This is a genomic window from Ferrovibrio sp. MS7 (assembly GCF_038404985.1).
GTDB lineage: Bacteria > Pseudomonadota > Alphaproteobacteria > Ferrovibrionales > Ferrovibrionaceae > Ferrovibrio > Ferrovibrio plantarum.
In genome coordinates this window covers 532524-552116 of record NZ_JBBKBA010000001.1, presented here as the reverse complement: position 1 = coordinate 552116, position 19593 = coordinate 532524, and the positions used below count along the sequence as shown (strand labels likewise).

The 19593-nt window shown below is 65.1% G+C and carries 22 protein-coding genes; 21 read left to right on the top strand and 1 reads right to left on the bottom strand.

Going from position 1 to position 19593, the window contains the following annotated elements; all coding sequences use genetic code 11:
• Positions 1-132 precede the first annotated feature (132 nt).
• The 5 genes from sppA (at position 133) to V6B08_RS02500 (ending at position 3919) form a co-directional block, all read left to right on the top strand.
• Complete coding sequence (gene sppA / locus V6B08_RS02520; RefSeq protein ID WP_341977785.1) at positions 133-1062, top strand: signal peptide peptidase SppA; 930 nt, start codon at positions 133-135, stop codon at positions 1060-1062.
• A 41-nt stretch (positions 1063-1103) separates the two neighbouring features.
• A complete protein-coding gene (gene ihfB / locus V6B08_RS02515) occupies positions 1104-1424 on the top strand; it encodes an integration host factor subunit beta (protein ID WP_341977783.1) in 321 nt (106 codons plus the stop codon).
• Between the two features lie 101 nt (positions 1425-1525).
• The gene (locus tag V6B08_RS02510; protein ID WP_341977781.1) at positions 1526-1786 is read left to right on the top strand and encodes a LapA family protein; all 261 of its coding nucleotides are present in this window, start codon (positions 1526-1528) and stop codon (positions 1784-1786) included.
• 4 nt (positions 1787-1790) lie between these two features.
• Positions 1791-2741, top strand: coding sequence for a bifunctional Delta(1)-pyrroline-2-carboxylate/Delta(1)-piperideine-2-carboxylate reductase (gene lhpI / locus V6B08_RS02505; protein WP_341977779.1), 951 nt, complete (start codon positions 1791-1793; stop codon positions 2739-2741).
• Positions 2738-3919, top strand: coding sequence for an NAD(P)/FAD-dependent oxidoreductase (locus tag V6B08_RS02500; protein ID WP_341977777.1), 1182 nt, complete (start codon positions 2738-2740; stop codon positions 3917-3919). The genes lhpI and V6B08_RS02500 overlap by 4 nt, the downstream gene beginning before the upstream one ends.
• Here V6B08_RS02500 and ddpX read toward each other — a convergent pair.
• Positions 3871-4425, bottom strand: a complete 555-nt coding sequence (gene ddpX / locus V6B08_RS02495; protein ID WP_341977775.1) for a D-alanyl-D-alanine dipeptidase — start codon at positions 4423-4425, stop codon at positions 3871-3873. The genes V6B08_RS02500 and ddpX overlap by 49 nt on opposite strands.
• A gap of 65 nt (positions 4426-4490) precedes the next feature.
• Here ddpX and tsaB point away from each other — a divergent pair, with 65 nt between their 5' ends.
• The 16 genes from tsaB to V6B08_RS02415 all read left to right on the top strand — a co-directional run bounded on the left by tsaB (position 4491) and on the right by V6B08_RS02415 (position 19520).
• Positions 4491-5657 (top strand): tRNA (adenosine(37)-N6)-threonylcarbamoyltransferase complex dimerization subunit type 1 TsaB, encoded by a 1167-nt coding sequence (gene tsaB / locus V6B08_RS02490; protein WP_341977772.1) that lies wholly within the window; start codon positions 4491-4493, stop codon positions 5655-5657.
• A gap of 86 nt (positions 5658-5743) precedes the next feature.
• Positions 5744-6178, top strand: coding sequence for a Ros/MucR family transcriptional regulator (locus V6B08_RS02485; protein ID WP_341977770.1), 435 nt, complete (start codon positions 5744-5746; stop codon positions 6176-6178).
• Positions 6179-6234: 56 nt separating this feature from the next.
• Positions 6235-6669 carry a Fur family transcriptional regulator gene (locus tag V6B08_RS02480; protein WP_341977768.1) on the top strand — a complete coding sequence of 145 codons (435 nt, stop codon included), beginning with the start codon at positions 6235-6237 and terminating at the stop codon, positions 6667-6669.
• 55 nt (positions 6670-6724) lie between these two features.
• On the top strand, positions 6725-7591 hold the full coding sequence (locus V6B08_RS02475; RefSeq protein WP_341977766.1) for a lysophospholipid acyltransferase family protein: 867 nt from the start codon (positions 6725-6727) through the stop codon (positions 7589-7591).
• A 138-nt stretch (positions 7592-7729) separates the two neighbouring features.
• A complete protein-coding gene (gene miaB / locus V6B08_RS02470) occupies positions 7730-9154 on the top strand; it encodes a tRNA (N6-isopentenyl adenosine(37)-C2)-methylthiotransferase MiaB (protein ID WP_341977764.1) in 1425 nt (474 codons plus the stop codon).
• 55 nt (positions 9155-9209) lie between these two features.
• Positions 9210-10409, top strand: a complete 1200-nt coding sequence (locus V6B08_RS02465; RefSeq protein WP_341977762.1) for a PhoH family protein — start codon at positions 9210-9212, stop codon at positions 10407-10409.
• Positions 10409-10993 (top strand): rRNA maturation RNase YbeY, encoded by a 585-nt coding sequence (gene ybeY / locus V6B08_RS02460; RefSeq protein ID WP_341977760.1) that lies wholly within the window; start codon positions 10409-10411, stop codon positions 10991-10993. The genes V6B08_RS02465 and ybeY overlap by 1 nt, the downstream gene beginning before the upstream one ends.
• Positions 10990-11877, top strand: coding sequence for a hemolysin family protein (locus V6B08_RS02455; RefSeq protein WP_341977758.1), 888 nt, complete (start codon positions 10990-10992; stop codon positions 11875-11877). Before ybeY ends, V6B08_RS02455 begins: the two co-directional genes overlap by 4 nt.
• Before the next feature lie 4 nt (positions 11878-11881).
• A complete protein-coding gene (lnt, locus tag V6B08_RS02450; protein ID WP_341977756.1) occupies positions 11882-13465 on the top strand; it encodes an apolipoprotein N-acyltransferase in 1584 nt (527 codons plus the stop codon).
• A gap of 171 nt (positions 13466-13636) precedes the next feature.
• Entirely contained in the window at positions 13637-14077 is a 441-nt protein-coding gene (locus V6B08_RS02445; RefSeq protein WP_341977754.1) for a helix-turn-helix domain-containing protein, read from the top strand.
• Between the two features lie 203 nt (positions 14078-14280).
• Positions 14281-15498 (top strand): methionine adenosyltransferase, encoded by a 1218-nt coding sequence (gene metK / locus V6B08_RS02440; protein WP_341977752.1) that lies wholly within the window; start codon positions 14281-14283, stop codon positions 15496-15498.
• Between the two features lie 38 nt (positions 15499-15536).
• Positions 15537-16220: a tRNA (guanine(46)-N(7))-methyltransferase TrmB gene (gene trmB, locus V6B08_RS02435; protein ID WP_341977750.1), complete on the top strand. Its 684-nt coding sequence runs from the start codon at positions 15537-15539 to the stop codon at positions 16218-16220.
• 18 nt (positions 16221-16238) lie between these two features.
• Positions 16239-16832, top strand: a complete 594-nt coding sequence (locus tag V6B08_RS02430; RefSeq protein WP_341977749.1) for a CbtA family protein — start codon at positions 16239-16241, stop codon at positions 16830-16832.
• Between the two features lie 218 nt (positions 16833-17050).
• Positions 17051-17584 (top strand): ribosome maturation factor RimP, encoded by a 534-nt coding sequence (rimP, locus tag V6B08_RS02425; RefSeq protein WP_341977747.1) that lies wholly within the window; start codon positions 17051-17053, stop codon positions 17582-17584.
• Between the two features lie 36 nt (positions 17585-17620).
• A complete protein-coding gene (gene nusA / locus V6B08_RS02420) occupies positions 17621-19135 on the top strand; it encodes a transcription termination factor NusA (protein ID WP_341977745.1) in 1515 nt (504 codons plus the stop codon).
• Positions 19116-19520 (top strand): YlxR family protein, encoded by a 405-nt coding sequence (locus V6B08_RS02415; RefSeq protein ID WP_341977743.1) that lies wholly within the window; start codon positions 19116-19118, stop codon positions 19518-19520. The genes nusA and V6B08_RS02415 overlap by 20 nt, the downstream gene beginning before the upstream one ends.
• The last annotated feature ends 73 nt before the right edge of the window (positions 19521-19593 follow it).

The following is a 19593-nucleotide window of genomic DNA, read 5'->3' as shown; positions in this document are numbered from 1 at the left end:
GGCATCTCATGCCGCGCGGCGGAAGATGCCCGGGTCAAGCCCGGGCATGACGAGATAATACAGATGTGGCATGACGTTTTGGGTCATTCGCCACGCCTAGCCTCCGGCCGCCGGCTCGCGTAAAGTCGGGGCATGTCGCTGGATATCGATGCCCTGCTGGAGCGCCGCCGCCTGAGCCGCAAGGTTTTCTGGTGGCGACTGGTTGCTGTCATGGCCGTGCTGGCCTTAGGGCTTGGCGTGTTCTACCGCCTTGATCCCGGCAATCTGTTCGAGCGCAACCGCGCCCATGTCGCGCGCATCGAGATCAACGGCGTCATCGCGCAGAATGCCTATTGGGCCGAGCAGCTCGACAAGGTGGCGAAGAACGACAATGCCCAGGCGCTGATCGTGCAGATCAATTCGCCCGGCGGCTCCACCTATGGTGGCGAGGCGCTCTATGCTGCCTTGCGCAATGTGGCGGCGCAGAAGCCGGTGGTGGCGGTGATCGGCACGCTTGGCGCCTCGGCGGGCTACATGGCGGCGATTGCCGCCGATCATGTGGTGGCGCGCGAAACCTCGCTCACCGGGTCCATCGGCGTGCTGTTCCAGAGTGCGGAATTCTCCAAGCTGCTGGAAAAGATCGGCGTCGGCGCCGAGAGCATCGCCTCGGGGGCGATGAAGGACGAACCCTCGCCGATCAAGCCGATGTCGCCGGCGGGCCGCGAGCAGATGCGCCGCATGGTGATGGAAACCCATGAATGGTTCGTCGACCTGGTGGCGGCGCGGCGCAAGCTCGACCGCGCCGAGGTGGCGCGGCTGGCCGATGGCCGGGTCTATTCCGGGCGGTCTGCCTTCAACCTTAAATTGATCGACGCGCTCGGTGCCGAGCCAGAGGCGCGGCAATGGCTGGCCCGCACCCACGGAATCCCGCTTGGCCTGCCGGTGCGGGAAGTCTCATCCGAGCCGCCAGTCTCCATGATGGCCGAGCTGCTCGGCGGCACGGCCCACGCGCTCTTTGGAAAAACCCTTTTAACCGAACGGCTTAGGCTTGACGGACTGGTTTCGGTTTGGCACCCTGACTAGGCAAGAGGGGGGCACCCCGGCGAAAGCGCAGGGAATAGCCGATGATAAAATCTGAATTGATCAATCGTTTGGCCGAGGGCAATCAGCATCTGACGCAGCGTGATATCGAGCGCATCGTCGGTACGATTTTCGATGAGATTGCGAATGCCCTGGCGCGGGGTGACAGAGTGGAATTGCGCGGTTTTGGCGCCTTTTCGGTGAAATGCCGGCCGGCACGCACCGGTCGCAACCCGCGCACTGGCACTGCCGTGGACGTGGCAGAAAAGTATGTGCCGTTCTTCAAGACCGGCAAGGAATTGCGCCAGAAGCTCAATCTCGCTGCCAAGGCCCAGGCCGCCGCGGCGAAGGCGAACGAAGCCTAAGCCACTGTTGCATCCGGCGTCTCCTGGTGCCGGAGGTCGGCGTGATTCCGGCTTGAGCGGGCGTCCCGGAGAGATTCCGGGCAGGTTCAAGGAGTGCGGCCATGCGTTTCCTGCGAGTCATCCTCGGCGCCTTGCTATTGCTCGTCCTGGTGATTTTCGCCGTCGCCAACCGTCAGGGCGTCGCCGTCTCGCTTGATCCGCTGCCCTTCGCTGTTGAATTGCCGCTCTACCTGCTGGTGTTCATCACCTTCATCATCGGGCTGCTGCTCGGCGCCTTCGCCCATTGGCTTGGCCGCCTGGGGCGCAAGCCGCCGCCTGCTGCCGCACCGGGGGCCAAGCCCCCGCTTCCGCTGGTAAGCTGACCGCATGCGCGTGATCGATGCCGCCTCGGTACATGCCGCCCTGCCTTATCCGGAACTGATCGAGGCATTGCGCGAGGCGTTCCGCACCGGTGGCGATGTGCCGCTGCGCCAGCATTACACCATCCCCAATCCCAGCGGCGCCGATGGCATGCTGCTGGTGATGCCGGCCTGGCAGGCGGGCCGCCATATGGGCATCAAGGCGGTGAGCGTCTACCCCGACAATCCAAAGCAGGGCCTGCCCTCGGTGATCGGCGCTTACCTGCTGTTCGATGCCCGCAGCGGCGCGCCGAAGGCGGTGATCGATGGCGTGGCGCTCACCTTGCGGCGCACCGCCTGCGCCTCGGCTTTGGCTGCCGGCTACCTGGCGCGGCGCGAGGCCTCGCATCTGCTGATGGTTGGCGCCGGTGCGCTGGCGCCGCATCTGGTGCGCGCCCATTGCGCTGTGCGGCGCTACACCAAGGTCAGCCTGTGGAACCGCAATCCGGACCGCGCCGAGGAACTGGCGGCAGCGTTGCGCGCCGATCTCAACGCCCAGGGCGCGGCGGTGAAGGTGATCGAGGATCTGGAAGCGGCAGCGAAAGTGGCCGACACGATTTCCTGTGCCACGCTTAGCCATGAGCCACTGGTGCAGGGCGCCTGGCTCAAGAAGGGCGCGCATCTCGATCTGGTCGGCGGCTTCACGCCGAAGATGCGCGAGGCCGATGATACCGCCGTGGCGCGCGCCGAAATCTATGTCGATACCAGGGCCGGCGCCATGAAGGAGGCCGGCGATATCGTGCAGCCGCTGGAGCGCGGCATCCTGACGCCGGAGCGGGTGCGCGGCGATCTCTTCGCCCTGGTGCGCGACCAATGTCCGCTGCGCTCCGGGCCGGAAGCGATCACCTTGTTCAAGTCGGTCGGCTTCGCGCTGGAGGATCTGGCGGCAGCCGAACTGGTCGCCGAGAGCGCGCCTTGAATATCATCGTCGTCGGCGGCGGCATCATGGGCCTCAGCAGCGCCTGGGCACTGATCCGTGGCGGCGCCAGGGTGACGCTGATCGAACAACATGCCTTGCCCAATCCGCTGGGCAGCTCCGTCGATCAGCATCGCCTGATCCGTTATCCCTATGGCAGTGCGCGCGGCTATGCGCGCATGAACCACGCTGCCTACGATGCCTGGGAAAGACTGTGGCGCGATCTCGGCGTGCGCTTGCAGATCGAAACCGGCACGCTGGTACTCTGCGGCCCTGGCGACAATTGGGCTGCTGAGAGCCGCGCGGTGTTGCAGGCGGAAGGCATCCAGCATGAGCCGCTGGCGCTGGACACGCTCGCCGAACGCTTTCCATTGGTGCAGGCGGAGGGACTGGAAGAAGCCTTCCATTGCGAACATGGTGGCCTGCTGCGCGCCGAAGCGATCATCGGCAGCTTGAAGCATCATCTGCTGGATCGCGGCCTGCGCCTGCTGACGCGTACCCGCGTGCAGGCGGTGGATGGCGAGGCGGCTACCGTCACCCTGGCCGATGGCCGTATGCTGAACGCCGACCGCGTGCTGGTGACGGCAGGACCATGGACCAACACGCTGCTGCCGGATCTGGCCGAGGTGGCGCGGCCGAGCCGGCAGGTGGCGGTGTATCTCAACGCCCCGGCCGATCTGGCGGCGCATTGGTATCGCGCGCCGATGCTGCTGGATATTGGCGCGTCTGCTGGCTTCTACGCCGTGCCGCCGCGCGTCTGCGGCGATGGCATGCGGCTCGGCCTCAAGGTCAGCGATCACCGCTTCGGTCCCACGGCGGATCCGGGCAGCGATCGCGAGCCGCGCCAGGAAGAAATCGAAGCGATCCTGGAGCCTGTGCGCAAGCGCCTAGTGCGCGGCGAGGAATACCGCGTGGCGAGTGCCAAGACCTGTTTCTACGATGTCGAGGCCAGCGAGCAATTCCAGTTCCGCCAGATCGGTGCGCGCGGCTTTGCCTTCTGCGGTTCGTCCGGCCATGGCTTCAAGTTCGGCGCCTGCCTCGGTGAGCAGATGGCGGCGGCTGTGCTTGAGCGTGCCGAGTATCAGGCGGTGGCCGGCTGGATTGCTGGTGGCTTGCAGTCCGTCCCGTATGATTACGGCATCAAGCCCGAACCGGCTTCCGCGTCCGAGAGCACCGGATGACGCTTGGCATCGAAAAGCTGGTAGTGCCACCATTCATTGCGGTAAAAGTCCCAGCCGGCGGCGGTCATGATGCCCAGCAGCAGCGCGCGGTTGCGTTGCGCCTCGGGCGTTATGTCCAGCCGGCCGTGATGCGACAGCGGCGTGAAGGCATCGAAGCCGGTGCCCATCTCCAGGTCGCGGCCATCGGCATCCACCAGCGTCAGGTCCACGGCGGCGCCGCGCGAATGCGGCGAGCCGCGCCGCGGATCGGCCAGGAAATTCGGATCGGGATTGTGGTTCCACAGCACCCATTGCGCCTCGCTCGGGCGGAAGGCATCGAAGATGCGGAAGCGATAGCCAAGCTGCGCCGCCAGCGCGATGGCGCGGCCCAGCGCTTCGGCAGCCTCTTCGTTGAGGAACGCCGCCTGGCGGCCATAGACCGGCTTGCCGGTGATGTTGTCCTCCGTGGCATAGCGCAGGTCGATCAGCACGGGATAGTCAGGCGGGGCAATCGCCACCAGCGGCATCGGCGCGTCTCCATGTTTCGCTCACTCTACTCTTCTTCTTATTCCTACACAGGCGCGCGGCGGCAATGAAGTGGCTGCTGCTCGATACCGCGCTCGATGATTGCCTCGCCGCCATCGCTCAAGCCGATGCGGTCATGGTGGAACAGCGCGGTACAGGAGGGAAGGGGCACGCCGAACGCCTGCTGCCGACCATCGAGGCGGCACGCCTGGCTGCCGGCATCGAGCTCAAGGCACTGGGCGCTATTGCCGTCACCATCGGGCCGGGCTCCTTCACCGGCATCCGTACCGCTTTAAGCGTGGCGCGCGGCCTGAGCCTCGCCCTGCGCAAGCCGCTCTGGGGCGTCACCACCACGCAGGCGCTTGGCCTGCAGGCGGCGCAGCCCGGCCGTGCCACCGTGGCGGCTATCGATGCGCGACGCGGCGAGGTCTATCTTCAGGCCTTTGCCGCCAGCGAGGCGGGCCTCGGTAAAGAACTTTGGCCGGCCTGCATCCTGCCGCTGGAGCAGGCAGAAGAAATCCTGCCGCCCGGACCGCTCACCTTGGTCGGCTCTGGCGCCGCCCTGCTGCGGCAAGGCGTTGATCGTGTCATCGCCGCTTGTCCAGCGCAGCCGACGGCCGCGTCGTTGCTGCGTGCCGCGCAGCAGGCCGCCGGCCCCTGGCAGCCGAATGATGCCTTGCCGCCGCCGCCGAAGCCGCTCTATATCCGTCCGCCCGATGCCGCCCTGCCGCGCGTGGTGCAGCCGGCGGCGAGCTTGGCCGTGACCATCCAGCCCGCCGATGCCAGCCATGCGGCGGTGTTGAGCGCCATGCACCGCGAGGGCTTCCATGACGGCTGGAGCGAGGCGGCGTTGCGCGACCTGCTCGGCATGCCTGGTACCTTCGTGCTGCTGGCGATTGATCCGGCCGGGCAGCCGGCGGGCTTCGGTATGGGCCGTGTCGCGGCTGATGAGGCCGAGGTCATCACCATCACGGTGCGACCACGCCTGCGCCAGCTCGGCATCGGCGCCGCCCTGCTCAAGGCGCTGGCAGCCGAGGCCGGCTTGCGGGGGGCTAAGAGCCTGTTCCTGGAAGTGGCGGTGAGCAACCTTGCGGCCCAGGCGCTCTACCGTGCCGGCGGGTTCCAGAAAGTTGGCAGGCGCAAGGATTACTATCAACTGGAAAGAATATCCCCGGATGCACCGCTGCGTTTCGAGGATGGCCTGGTGATGCGGGCAGAAATTCGTAAAAGTTAGACTTATTCGCAACCTGATCACTGGCGATTCCGGGCCGGCAATACTATATTGCAGAGCAGCAAATATTTGCTGCCGGGGATCGGGAAATGGCCGAGGGCACGAATAAATCGGAATTGCTGTCGCTGACGGCGGATATTGTCGCGGCGCATGTCTCGAATAACAAGGTCGAGACTTCCGAATTGCCGGCACTGATCCGCCAGGTTTTCGGCACGCTCGCCGGGCTGGATGGCACAGCGTCACAGGTTTCGGCTGGCCCCCAGGCCAATGACAGGCCGCAACCGGCGGTGCCGATCAAGAAATCGGTGGCCGCCGATTACATCATCTGTCTGGAAGACGGCAAGAAATTGAAGATGCTCAAGCGTCACCTGATGAGCCATTACGACATGACGCCGGAGCAGTATCGCGAGAAATGGGGCCTGCCGGCGGATTATCCCATGGTGGCCCCGAACTACGCCTTGCATCGTCAGGCGCTGGCGAAGAAAATCGGGCTCGGTACGGCACGCCGCAAGGGCGGCCGCTGATTCCCCGGGGTGATGAATAGCCCGGTTTGCGGGCATAGCAGGGAGCAGGTGACGGCATGACCAGCCGCCTTGAGCAATTGTGCATGACCAAGGGCATGCGCATGACCGAGCAGCGCCGGGTGATTGCGCGCGTGCTCAGCCAATCCTCCGACCATCCGGACGTGGAGGAATTGCACCGGCGCAGCCATGCGGTGGACCCGCGCATTTCGATTGCCACCGTGTACCGCACTGTGCGCCTGTTCGAGGAAGCCGGCATTCTCAGCCGGCTCGATTTCGGCGATGGCCGTGCGCGCTACGAGGAAATGCCGGAAGCGCATCACGACCACCTGATCGATACCCGCACCGGCAATATCATCGAGTTCAACGATCCCGAACTCGAAGCCCTGCAGGAAAAGATCGCGGCCAAGCTCGGGTATCGCCTAGTCGATCACCGTCTTGAGCTTTATGGCGTGCCGCTTGCCGATCCGGCGGATCCGAAGGCGCGCAAGTAACCTTTTAAGAGACGTAACCTCTCATCCCGGCCGCTGGGCCTATCGGTATCGCTCCATGGCCCTGCGCCCTACGCTGATCCTGCTGCTGTTCCTGTGCTGGACGCTGCCGCTGATCCCGCTGCAATTGCTGCTGGTCAAGCTGCAGCATCCCGGGCGCAAATGGCTGCCGCTGTATTATCATCGCGTTGTCGCCTGGCTGATGCGGGTGAAGATCCGCGTCGAGGGCCGGCCCGCCAACCAGGCGCCGGTGCTGTTCATCATCAACCATATTTCCTGGCTCGATATCGTGGTGCTCTCCACCGTGGTGCCGGTCAGCTTCGTGGCCAAGAGCGAGATCGAATCCTGGCCGTTCTTCGGCCTGCTGTCGCGCCTGCAGCGCACCGTGTTCGTGCAGCGCCATGTGCGGCAGAAGACCGCCGAGCATCGCGACGAGATGCAGGAGCGGCTCAGCGCCGGCGACAACCTGATCCTGTTCCCGGAAGGCACCTCGTCGGACGGCCTGCGCATCCTGCCGTTCAAGACTGCCTTCTTCGCCCTTGCCGAGCAGCCGGTAAACGGCAATCCGCTCACCGTGCAGCCGGTCAGCCTCGGCTATGCCAAGCTCAACCACATGCCGGTGGGAAGGCGCTGGATGCATCTGTTCGCCTGGGTCGGCGACGAGGATCTGGTGCCGCATCTGTGGCGCTACCTGAAATCCGGCCCGGCCGAGGCGGTGATCGAATTTCACCAGCCGGTGACGATCCAGGATTTCAAGTCGCGCAAGGAGATGGCGGCCTATTGCCACCAGGTGGTGATCGAGGGCCTGTCGGATATCAATGCCGGCCGCGAACCGGGGCCGCGCAGCCTGCCGAAATCGCGTCTCGGCCCGCCCGAGGAACCGGCCACCGAGGAGAGCGGCGACACGCTCCCGCCGGAAAAATAACCACTTGAAAAATCTATGACATTTTTACCTTCCCCGGATCATCGCTTGACGGCGGCGGGGTGGGTGGTAGTGTGGTTCGCAGTCGCAACGTGACGAGGAGTCCCGGCCCGGCGGCTTCCGCCCGGCTACACAACGCTCTTGGCTAGAAAACTCTATATTAAAACATACGGTTGCCAGATGAATGTGTACGATTCCGCCCGCATGGCGGACGTGCTGGCACCGCTCGGATACGCCAAGACCGATTCGCCCGAGGATGCCGACATGGTGATCCTCAACACCTGCCATATCCGCGAAAAGGCCGCCGAGAAGGTATTCTCGGAACTGGGCCATTGGCGCAGGCGCAAGGAAGCCGGCGCCGATCTCACCATCGCGGTGGCTGGCTGTGTCGCCCAGGCCGAGGGCGAGGAAATCCTCAACCGCGCGCCCTTCGTCGACATGGTGGTGGGGCCGCAGGCTTATCATCGCTTACCCGAATTGCTCGCCCAGGCCGAGCGCCACAAGGGCCGCAAGCGGCTGAAGGCCGGCGCCACCGCGCCGCGGCTTGGCGTGCTGGATACCGATTTTCCGGCGGACTCGAAATTCGACCATCTGCCGGAAGCCCTGGCCACACCGCCGGGCCCGGTTGCCTTCCTGGCGATCCAGGAAGGCTGCGACAAGTTCTGCACCTTCTGTGTCGTGCCCTATACCCGCGGCGCGGAATATTCCCGCCCGCCGGAAGCCATTCTCGCCGAGGCCGAGCGCCTGGTGGCCGCTGGCGCGCGTGAAATCGCGCTGCTGGGCCAGAATGTGAATGCTTATCACGGCGAGGCAGCGAATGGCCGCGTCTGGTCGCTGGCCGATCTGCTCGGCGAACTGCACCGTCGCCACAGCGCTAGCAGCGATGCCCCACGCTGGCGCTACACCACCTCGCATCCGCGTGAGATGGATGAGGCGCTGATCCGCGCCCATGGCGAACTGGAACACCTGATGCCGTTCCTGCATCTGCCGGTGCAGGCGGGTTCGGATGCGATCCTGAAGGCGATGAACCGTGGCCATGCGGCCGATCTCTACCGCGACATCGTGCGCCGGCTGCGCGCCGCGCGGCCCGATATCGCGCTGTCGAGCGATTTCATCGTCGGCTTCCCGGGCGAGAGCGACAAGGATTTCGCCGCCACCATGCAGTTGGTGCGCGATGCCAATTTCGCCCAGGCCTATAGCTTCAAGTATTCCGCGCGGCCCGGCACGCCGGCCGCCTTGCTGCCGAACCAGGTGGCGGAAAGCGTCAAGGACGAACGCCTCCAGGCCCTGCAGGAATTGCTGCGCGAGCAGCAGGCCGGCTTCAATGCCGCGATGGCCGGGCGCCGGGTGCAGGTGCTGCTGGACCGCGTCGGCAAGAAGCCGGGCCAGCTTTTGGGCCGCAGCCCCTATATGCAATCCGTGGTGATCGAAGCGCCCAGTGCTGGTATCGGCCAGATGCTCGAGGTCGAAATCACCGCGGGCTACCTGAACAGTCTTGCAGCGGTGCCTGTCGGTGGCCCCGGTGGCAGCCTTGGCGGCAGCCTCTCGGATCAGGAGGCCGCATGATCCTGGGCCGCTGGCGCACACTCGCCTGCCCCACCTCGGCAAGAGGATCATGCCCATGAGTGCTCCGGCCAATACTCCAGGCAATCCTCCCCCAGGCAATGCACCGGCGCGTCAGCCCGTGGTGCTCGATTTCGCCGATAATCGCCTGCTGTCGATGCTGTTTGGCGAGCATGACCGGCATCTTTCGCGTATCGAGCAGCAGCTTGGCGTTTCGGTATCGCCGCGCGGCAATCGCGTGGTGATCAGCGGGCCGGAGGCATCGCAGCAATCGGCGCGTGCCGTGCTCACCGAACTCTATGGCCGCCTCGAAGGCGGCGCGCAGATTGAAATGGGTGATGTGGAAGGGGCCGTGCGCATGGCGCTCGGCCGCCAGCAGGAAGCAACCAGTCAGCAGTCGGCAACCAATCAGCAATCAGCAACCAGTCGGGGAGGCGAAATGCAGGCATTCGGCAAATCCGTGGTTACTCAGGCGATGCCCTCCACCAGGGCGTCACGCGAAGCAGAAGCGCGCGCTGCAGAGCGTGCCGCCGCCAACACGGAAAGCCGGCTGCCCGATGGCGCCATCCGCACCAAGAAACGCGTGATCGTGCCGCGTTCGCAGACCCAGGCGCGCTACATCGCCGAATTGCTGCGTCATGAACTGGTCTTCGGCCTCGGCCCCGCCGGCACCGGCAAGACCTACATGGCGGTGGCGGTGGCGGTGCAGATGCTGCTGGAAGGCCGCGTCGACCGCATCATCCTGTCGCGTCCCGCCGTGGAGGCCGGCGAACGCTTGGGCTTTCTGCCCGGCGACATGCGCGAGAAGATCGATCCCTATCTGCGCCCGCTTTACGATGCGCTTTACGACATGCTGCCGCCGGACCGCGTCGAGAAGGGCCTGGCCTCGGGCGAGATCGAAGTGGCGCCGCTCGCCTTCATGCGCGGCCGCACGCTCGCCAATGCCTATGTGATTCTGGACGAAGCGCAGAATACCTCGCCGGTGCAGATGAAGATGCTGCTCACCCGCCTGGGCGAGAATTCGCGCCTGGCGGTGACCGGCGATCTGTCGCAGATCGACCTGCCGCTCGGTGTGCCGTCGGGCTTGCGCGATGCGCTCGACATCCTGGAAGGCATCGAGGGTATTTCCTTCGTGCGCTTTTCCGATCAGGACGTGGTGCGCCATCCGCTCGTCACCAAGGTGGTGCGGGCCTATGCCCAGCGCGAACAGGATCTTGGCCTGGCACGGCCCGATGCCGCCGGTAACCGGCGCCGCTGATGCCGTCAGGAGAGGGCCATAGTAGCGCGGCGCGCTTCGCTATTGATCTCAGGCTGGCCGATCCGGCCTGGCGCCGCGCGCTGCCCAATGCCGCCGCCCTGGTGCGCCGCGCCTGCCGCGCCGCGCTGAAGGATGAACTGCCCAAGGGCCGCACGGCTTTATCGCTGCTGCTGACCAGCGATGCCGAGATGATGCAGCTCAACACCGATTGGCGCGGCAAGCCGAAGCCGACCAACGTGCTGTCGTTTCCCACCGAGGCTGCCGTCGACCCGGCCAAGCCGCCGCCCTATCTCGGCGATATCGCGCTGGGCCTGGAAATTTGCGAGAAGGAAGCGCGCGCGCAGCACAAGCCGTTGGCTGATCATGTGGCGCATCTGGTGGTGCATGGCACGCTGCATCTGCTCGGTTATGATCACGAAACCGACGAACAGGCGCAGGCGATGGAGCCGCGCGAAGTTGAAATCCTCGGGGGCCTGAAGATTCCCGATCCCTATGCCCGGCCCCAGGCCAAGCCCCGGAGCCGGGCCAAAACAGCGCCGCGCGGCAAGCAGCCAGCGCCGGCCGGAAGGAAGAAGAAGTCATGAGTGAGAACCGCCCGGAGTCCGGCGGCCTGGGTTTCTGGAGCCGCCTGCTGCAGGCATTGCGCGGTCGCGGCAACGAGGAAAGCCTGCGCGAGAGCATCGAGGAATTGCTGCAGGAGAATCCGGAAACGGAAACCACCGCCGCCTCCGCCGAGCGCGCGCTGCTGCGCAACGTGCTGGAAGTGGGCGATCTGCGCGTCGGCGAAATCCGCGTGCCGCGCGCCGATATCAATGCGGTGGCAGAAGATATCGGTTTCGAAGATCTGGTGAAGGTGTTCGTCGAGGCCGAACATTCGCGCCTGCCGGTCTACCGCGAGACGCTGGATGATGTGATCGGCATGATTCACATCAAGGACGTGATGCCCTATCTCGCCGGCCGCAAAGGCTTCGCGATGAACAAGGTGCTGCGCCGCGTGCTGGTGGTGCCGCCGAGCAAGGTGGTGCTGGACCTGCTGCGCGAGATGCGCAATACCCGCACCCATATGGCCGTGGTGGTGGATGAATATGGCGGCATCGACGGCCTCGTCACCATCGAGGACCTGGTCGAGCAGATCGTTGGCGAAATCGACGACGAGCATGATGAGGTGGAAGGCCCGCTGCTCACCGAGCGCGCGCCGGGCCTCTATGATGCCCAGGGCCGTTGCCCGATCGAGGAACTGGAAGAACGCTTCGGCCGCCGCCTGATCGATCCCGAGGAGGACGAGCCGGTGGATACGCTGGGCGGCCTGATCGTCGCCAAGCTTGGCCGCGTGCCGCAGCGCGGCGAACTGGTGGAACATGAATCCGGCCTCGCTTTCGAGGTCGTGGATGCCGATCCGCGCCGGGTCAAGCGCGTGCGTATCCGCGTGCCGGTGGCCGAGCCGCCGGCTGCCGTCGAAGGCACCTGACTACATGATCAAGCTGCGTGATGCGTTGCTCGGCCTCGCCGGCTGGAAGCGGCTGGTTGCCGCCTGGCTTGCCGGCGCGCTGCTCGCCGCCGCGCAGGCACCGATCTATGCCTGGCCGCTGGTGTTCGTCTGCATACCGGTGCTGCTGCTGCTCGGGCAATCCGCCGGTGGCGCGGATGATAAATATGGCCGGCGCTATTTCTTCATTCACGCTGCCTTCTTCTACGGCTATTTCGTCGCCGGCCTGTATTGGATTGGCATTGCCTTCTTCGTCGATGCGGCGCGTTTCGCCATCCTGCTGCCGTTGCCGGTGCTCGGCCTGCCCGCCTTGCTGGCGGTGTTTCCGGCGCTGGGCGCCTGGGCGGCACAGCGCCTCGGCGGCGGTGCCGTGCCCTGGCGCGTGTTGCTGCTGCCCTTCGGCGTTACGCTCGGCGAAGCCCTGCGCGGCGTCATTCTCACCGGCTTTCCCTGGAACCTGATCGGCTATGTCTGGGCCGATACCCCGGCGGCGATGCAGCTCACGGCTTTCATCGGCAGCCATGGCCTTGGCCTGCTCACCCTGCTGGCCGCTTGTGCCCTGGCCTTGCCGCTGCTGTTGCAGGCGGCTAAGCCGCTGCGGGTTGTGGCACTGGCCCTGCCGCTGCTGCTGGGCTTGAGTATTGGCGGCGGCGCGCTGCGCCTGGCCCAGGCCGAAGGCGAGGACATGCCCGATATCTGGCTGCGCCTGGTGCAGCCGAGCGTGGCGCAGACGCTGAAATGGCGCGACGACCTGCGTCAGAATCATTTGCGCCTGCATGCCGAGCTGACGCGCAAGCCGGGCCAGAAGCCGTTCACCCATGTGATCTGGCCGGAAACCGCGATCCCCTATCTGGTGGATGAGAATCCGGATCTGCTGCAGGCCCTGGCTACGCTGCTGCCGCCGGGTGGACAGTTGCTGGCCGGTGCGCCGCGCCGCGAATTCCAGAACGGCCAGACCCTGCGGCTGTATAATTCGCTGTTCGTGATCAACGACAAGGGCGGCCTGGATGCGCGCTACGACAAGCTGCACCTGGTGCCGTTTGGCGAATACCTGCCGTTCCGCGCCGTGCTCGGCGCCATCGGGCTCGACAAGCTGGCGGTCGGCAGCATCGATTTCTCGCCCGGCCATGATGCCGAGCCGCTGATCCTGCCTGGTGACTTGCCGCTGATCCGGCCGCTGATCTGCTACGAGGCGATTTTTCCCGCCGAGGTGATGGATCACGAGCCGCCGCCGGCCGCCATGCTGCTCAATATCACCAACGATGCCTGGTTCGGCCGTTCCTCCGGTCCCTACCAGCATTTCGCCTCCGCCCGCATGCGCGCGGTGGAGCAGGGGGTTCCTTTGGTCCGTGCCGCCAATAACGGCGTTTCGGCCATTGTCGATCCCTGGGGCCGGATTATTGCCAGTCTGGGACTCGATGACGTCGGCTTTGTCGAAGGGCCGCTGCCAGCGCCGATCCCGCAGCGCACCCTCTATAGTCGAGTGGGTGATCTGCCCGTGCACTCTCTGGCCGGCGTTTTTCTACTTGTCGGCTGGATTTACCGCCGATTTCGCCCCAAGTTTCTCTGATACCGTGATTGCGACGGTTGACCCTACGCGCCTACCGAGCATACAAACGTAACCCATAAAAGTGTATGCGGACGTCTGGACGGCCGCGAGCATATCCGACGGTCGAGTGGGGAAAGAGCGGCAGGTATTGGGGGCCGCCCTGACTTGGCGACCGCAATAGGGGACGGTGGCGTGGCGAAGAATCCGGTGGATGTGTATGTCGGCGGCCGTCTCAAGATTCGCCGCACATATGTCGGCATGAGCCAGGAACGCCTGGGCCAGTATGTCGGTCTCACCTTCCAGCAGATCCAGAAATACGAAAAAGGCGCCAACCGCATCGGCGCCAGCCGGCTCTACCAGTTCGCCCGGCTGCTGAACGTGGCCCCGGCCTATTTCTTCGAGGGCCTGGACGCACAGCCAGGGATGGAAAATGTGCCCGGCCTGGCCGAGGCCCCGGCGCCCGAGATCGAGGGCCAGCCGCTGCCGCCGGAGCCGCAGATGACGCGGGAAAATCTGGAATTGCTGCGCGCCTTCGAGGCGATCCGCAACAGTTCGCTGCGCCGCCGGGTGCTGGATCTGGTGCGCTCCATGGCGCTGGAGCAGGGCCCGGATACCGGTGCCGGCGGGGACTGAAGCCGGCTTTGCCGCCAGCCCTGGCCCACCTTCATCGCTGACCATAGCCGATGTAACTTGACCGGCTGCCCCGCCTCTGCGACATAACGGGGCTTTTTCGCTTGTCCGGCAGCCGCGAATCGCCGGATCCGGGGCGCGCGCCATGCGCTGCCGGTGCCTATCTGACATCGACCGTTTGGCGTGGTCGCACGGAGATAAACGACGTGGCGCGTAACTCTTCCTATCTCTTCACCAGCGAATCGGTTTCCGAAGGCCATCCGGACAAGGTCTGCGACCAGATTTCCGATGCCGTGCTCGATCTCTTCCTCAAGGAAGATCCCTATGCGCGCGTTGCCTGCGAAACCCTGACCACCACCAATCGCATTGTGCTGGCCGGCGAAGTGCGCGGCCCGGCGAGCCTGGTGTCGAAGTCGGGTGCGGTGAACAAGAAGAAGATCGAGGAAGTGGCCCGCGCCACGGTCAAGAAGATCGGCTACGAGCAGGATGGCTTCCACTGGAAGCATGCCAAGGTTGATGTGCTGCTGCACGGCCAGTCGGCCGATATCGCGGTCGGCGTCGATGCCGCCGGCAACAAGGATGAAGGCGCCGGCGACCAGGGCATCATGTTCGGCTATGCCTGCAACGAAACGCCGGAATTGATGCCGGCGCCGATCCAGCTCTCGCACAATATCCTGTCGTTGATGGCCGCTGCGCGCCACAGCGGCAAGGAGCCGCTGCTTGGCCCCGATGCCAAGAGCCAGGTGACCCTGCTGTACAAGAACGGCAAGCCGACCGGCGCCACCGCCGTCGTCGTCTCGACCCAGCATGCCGCCAAGGACAAGAAGGGCCGCGAGCTCGAGTCCGGCGATATCAAGAAGATCGTGCGTCCCTATGTGCTCAAGGCGCTGCCGAAGGGCTGGATGTGCGATGAAGAGCATTTCTACGTCAACCCGACCGGCCGTTTCGTCATCGGCGGTCCGGATGGCGATGCCGGCCTCACCGGCCGCAAGATCATCGTCGACACCTACGGCGGCGCGGCGCCCCATGGCGGCGGCGCCTTCTCGGGCAAGGACCCGACCAAGGTCGACCGCTCGGCCGCCTATGCCGCGCGCTACCTGGCGAAGAACGTGGTTGCTGCCGGCCTGGCCGACAAGTGCCTGATCCAGCTTTCCTATGCCATCGGCGTCGCCCATCCGCTGTCGGTCTATGTCTCTACCTACGGCACTGGCAAGGCCGATGAAGCCAAGATCGCCAAGGTGCTGCAGGAACTGGTGAGCTTGAGCCCGCGCGGCATCCGCGAGCATCTCAAGCTCAACCGCCCGATCTATGCCCGCACCGCCGCCTACGGCCATTTCGGCCGCAAGCCCGAGAAGGACGGCGGCTTCTCCTGGGAGAAGACCGATCTGGTCAAGGACCTGAAGTCGGCCTTCAACGTGAAGTGACGCCCTCTACCGAAGACGATACCGACGGCGCGGCAGCAATGCCGCGCCGTCTCATTTTCGGTCGCCGCCGTGGCCGCAAGCTGACGCCGCTCGGCAACACGCGCATGGACACCTGGCTGCCGCGGCTGGAAGTGCCGCGCGCCGATTCACCCATCGCGTTCGGCAGGCCTTTGCGCGCCACCTGGCTCGAAATCGGCTTCGGCGTCGGCGATCATCTCCAGGCCCAGGCTGAAGCCCATCCCGATGTCGGCATCATCGGCGTCGAACCGTTTCTCAATGGCGTGGCGCGGCTGGTCGGCCATGTCGCCGAACGCGCCGAGGCCGGCGATGACAGCCTGGCTGAGCGCATCCGGCTGTTCACCGACGATGCCCGCCTGCTGCTCAAGGCCCTGCCCGAGGCCAGCATCGAGCGCGCTTTCGTGCTGTTCCCCGATCCCTGGCCGAAGAAGCGGCATCAATGGCGCCGTATCGTCAACCCGGACACGCTGGCCGACCTTGCCCGCGTGATAAAGCCGGGCGGTGAATTGCGGCTTGCCACCGATGTGCCGGATTACGGTCGCGGCATGCTGCTGCATACGCTGAACCAGCCGGCTTTCCGCTGGCTGGCCGAATGCGCCGCCGATTGGCGCCAGCGCCCGGCCGACTGGCCGAGCAGCAAATATGAGCGAAAGGCCGTCGCCGCCGGTCGCGCCTGCCTGTATCTTCGTTTCCAGCGCATCTGAGCAAGCGGAGGCTTGGTCTTGACCTTGCGGCTGATCCTGGCGGGTTTCAGCGGTGGCCTGATCGCCGCCCTGGCGCTTACCCTCGGTCAGCACATCCTGGAACTGCCCTTGCGCCAGCAGGCGATGCTGATGGCCGGCCTGGAATTACCACCGCCGAGCCGCCAGATGGATGCCATCATCATCCGTAACATATTGTTCGGATTTGTCTTTTCCACATTGCTCGCGGCCATTTTCACGCACCGGATGCCGCCCAGGGGCGAAGTCAGCCGGGTTGAGGCTTTGCTCTGGGGCCTGGCCGGGTTCATTGCCCTGGCCCTGGCGCCCGCCCTGACCCTGCCGCCGACCATCGATGGCCTGATGCATGAGGATGCCCCGGTCTGGTGGCTGGTCGCCGCGCTGGGTGCGATTATCGGTCTGGCGCAGCTCGCTTTCGGCCGGCGCGGGCGCTGGCTGGGGCTGCTGCCTTTGCTGGGGCCGGCGCTTTTGGCGCCGGAATCCGCCACCGCCGAGGCCCCGGAAGGGTTCCTTTATATAGACCTGGCGCTGGATCTGGGTTTCTGGCTGATCCTGGGCCTGGTCACGGCCTGGGTGCTGCGGCGCATGAATGCCTGACACAGCGGGCCGATTCCTGGCCAGAAAAGCCTTGCATCGCGGCTATTTGGCGCTATAAAGGCGCCACATTGCTGGCCTGGTCCTGGTTGGATCAGAAGATTGGATGAGGATGGGCCAGACGGCCCATTTTTCGTTTCTGCGCCCACGCCATTTTCGCCAGGGCTGCGCTGCGGGAAACCGGGCCGCTTGATCCGCAATACGGAGCTGTAAACCGAGGCATGTCCACGGCTGCCAAGATTGAGCAGATGATCGCGCCGACGCTTGAGGCGATGGGCTATGCCGTCGTGCGCGTGAAGCTGCATGGTGGCCAGCGCCCGGTGTTGCAGATCATGGCCGAGCGCCAGACCGAGGAACCGCATGACGGCGGTTTCAACATCGACGATTGCACCGAGATCAGCCGTGCGGTGTCGGCGATCCTCGATGTCGAGGATCCGATTCCGGAGGCCTACAATCTCGAAGTGTCTTCGCCCGGCCTCGACCGGCCGTTGGTGAAGCTGAAGGATTTCGGGCGTTTCAAGGGCTTCGTCGCCCGTGTCGAACTGGGCCATGCCCATGAGGGCCGCAAGCGTTTCCGCGGTCGTCTGCTCGGCATCGAAGGCGAGACCGTGAAGCTGCAGGATGACGAAGGCAAGGATGCCACTGTGTGGAACCTGCCGCACGCCGATATCACCAGCGCCAAGTTGGTGCTGACCGATGAGTTGCTGCGTCTCGGAGCCGCCCAGAAGGCGGCCGCCGAGCAGGCGGCAGAGTGATTTGACCAGTTCAAGCATGCGTACGAGGACCTGACCATGGAACCCGTGACCAGTTACAACCGCATCGAGTTGCTGCAGGTGGCCGATGCCGTCGCCCGCGAAAAGACCATCGACCGCGATGTGGTGCTGATGGCGATGGAGGATGCGATCCAGAAGGCAGCGCGCGCGCGCTACGGCCTGGAGAACGACATCCACGCCGATATCGACCGCAAGACCGGCGAGATCCGCCTGGCGCGTTATCTGCAGGTGGTTGAGCAGATCGAGAACGACGCCATCGAGATCGGCTTGGTCGAAGCGCAGCGCCGCAATCCCGATGCGCAGATCGGCGACGTGATCGCCGAGCCGCTGCCGCCGATCGATTTCGGCCGCATCCAGGCGCAGACCGCGAAGCAGGTGATCGTGCAGAAGGTGCGCGAAGCCGAGCGCGAGCGGCAATACGAGGAATACAAGGACCGCATCGGCGAGATCGTCAACGGCCTGGTCAAGCGCGTCGAATACGGCAATGTCACGGTCGATCTGGGCCGCGCCGAAGCCATCATCCGCCGCGACGAGCTGCTGCCGCGCGAGACCTTCCGCCAGGGCGACCGCGTGCGCGCCTATATCTTCGATGTGCGCAAGGAGCCGCGCGGCCCGCAGATCTTCCTGTCGCGCTCGCATCCGCAATTCATGGCCAAGCTGTTCGCCCAGGAAGTGCCGGAAGTCTATGACGGCATCATCGAGATCCGCGCTGTGGCGCGCGATCCGGGCAGCCGTGCCAAGATCGCGGTGCTGTCGAATGACAATTCGATCGATCCGGTCGGCGCCTGCGTCGGTATGCGCGGCAGCCGCGTGCAGGCGGTGGTGAACGAACTGCAGGGCGAGAAGATCGACATCATCAAGTGGTCGCCCGATCCGGCCACCTTCATCGTCAACGCGCTGGCCCCGGCGGAAGTCGCCAAGGTGGTGCTTGATGAAGAAACCAACCGCGTCGAGGTCGTGGTGCCGACCGACCAGCTTTCGCTGGCGATTGGCCGCCGTGGCCAGAATGTGCGTCTGGCGTCCCAGCTTACCGGCTACGACATCGACATCCTGACCGAGGAAGAAGAGTCCGAGCGCCGCCAGAAGGAATTCCGCGAGCGCAGCCAGCTCTTCATCGATGCCCTGGACGTGGACGAAGTGATCGCGCAGCTGCTGGTCACCGAAGGTTTCACCAAGGTCGAGGAACTGGCCTATCTGCCGCTCGAAGAACTGATGGAAATCGAAGGCTTCGACGGCGATCTGGCGCAGGAACTGCACGACCGCGCGCTGGAATTCATCGAGAAGCGCAATGCCGAGTTCGAGGACAAGCGCAAGGAACTGGGCGTTGCCGACGAGGTTGCCGAGATCCAGGGCCTGACCCCGCCGATGCTCGCCGCGTTGGGCGAGAAGGGCGTGAAGACGCTGGATGACCTGGCCGATCTGGCCGGCGACGAGTTGCAGGAAATTGTCGGCGAGGGCGTGCTCTCGAACGACGATGCCAACGCCATCATCATGGCGGCGCGTCAGCATTGGTATGCCGACGAGCAAGGCTGATGTGTTGGGGCCGGCCCGCCGCTGCATCTTGAGCGGCGAGCGCCGGCAACCTGATGAACTGATCCGCTTTGCGGTGACGGCATCGGGCGATGTGGTACCCGATCCGGGCCGGCTGTTGGGCGGGCGCGGATTGTGGCTGGCGCCGCAGGCGGGATGGCCCGCCGATGCGGCGGTGCTGCGCAAGGCTTTTGCCCGCGCGGCACGCCGGGGAGTGAAGCTGCCGGCGGATCTGCCGGCGGTGACGCTGGCCGCCCATGAAGCCCATTGCGCCGAACTGGCGCGGCGGGTGGCGCGGGCGGGATTGCAAAGGCGGCCCGAGGCACCGTTATGCCGGCGGCTGCAACGGGATTTGGCCTGTCTGGCGCGGTTGCGCGGGCAGGCGTGAGGTTTGAGTTGCGTTGAGTGATTTGGGAGTAAGCGCGGCGACCATGGCGGCCGTCGCGCCAACAGGAAAGGCC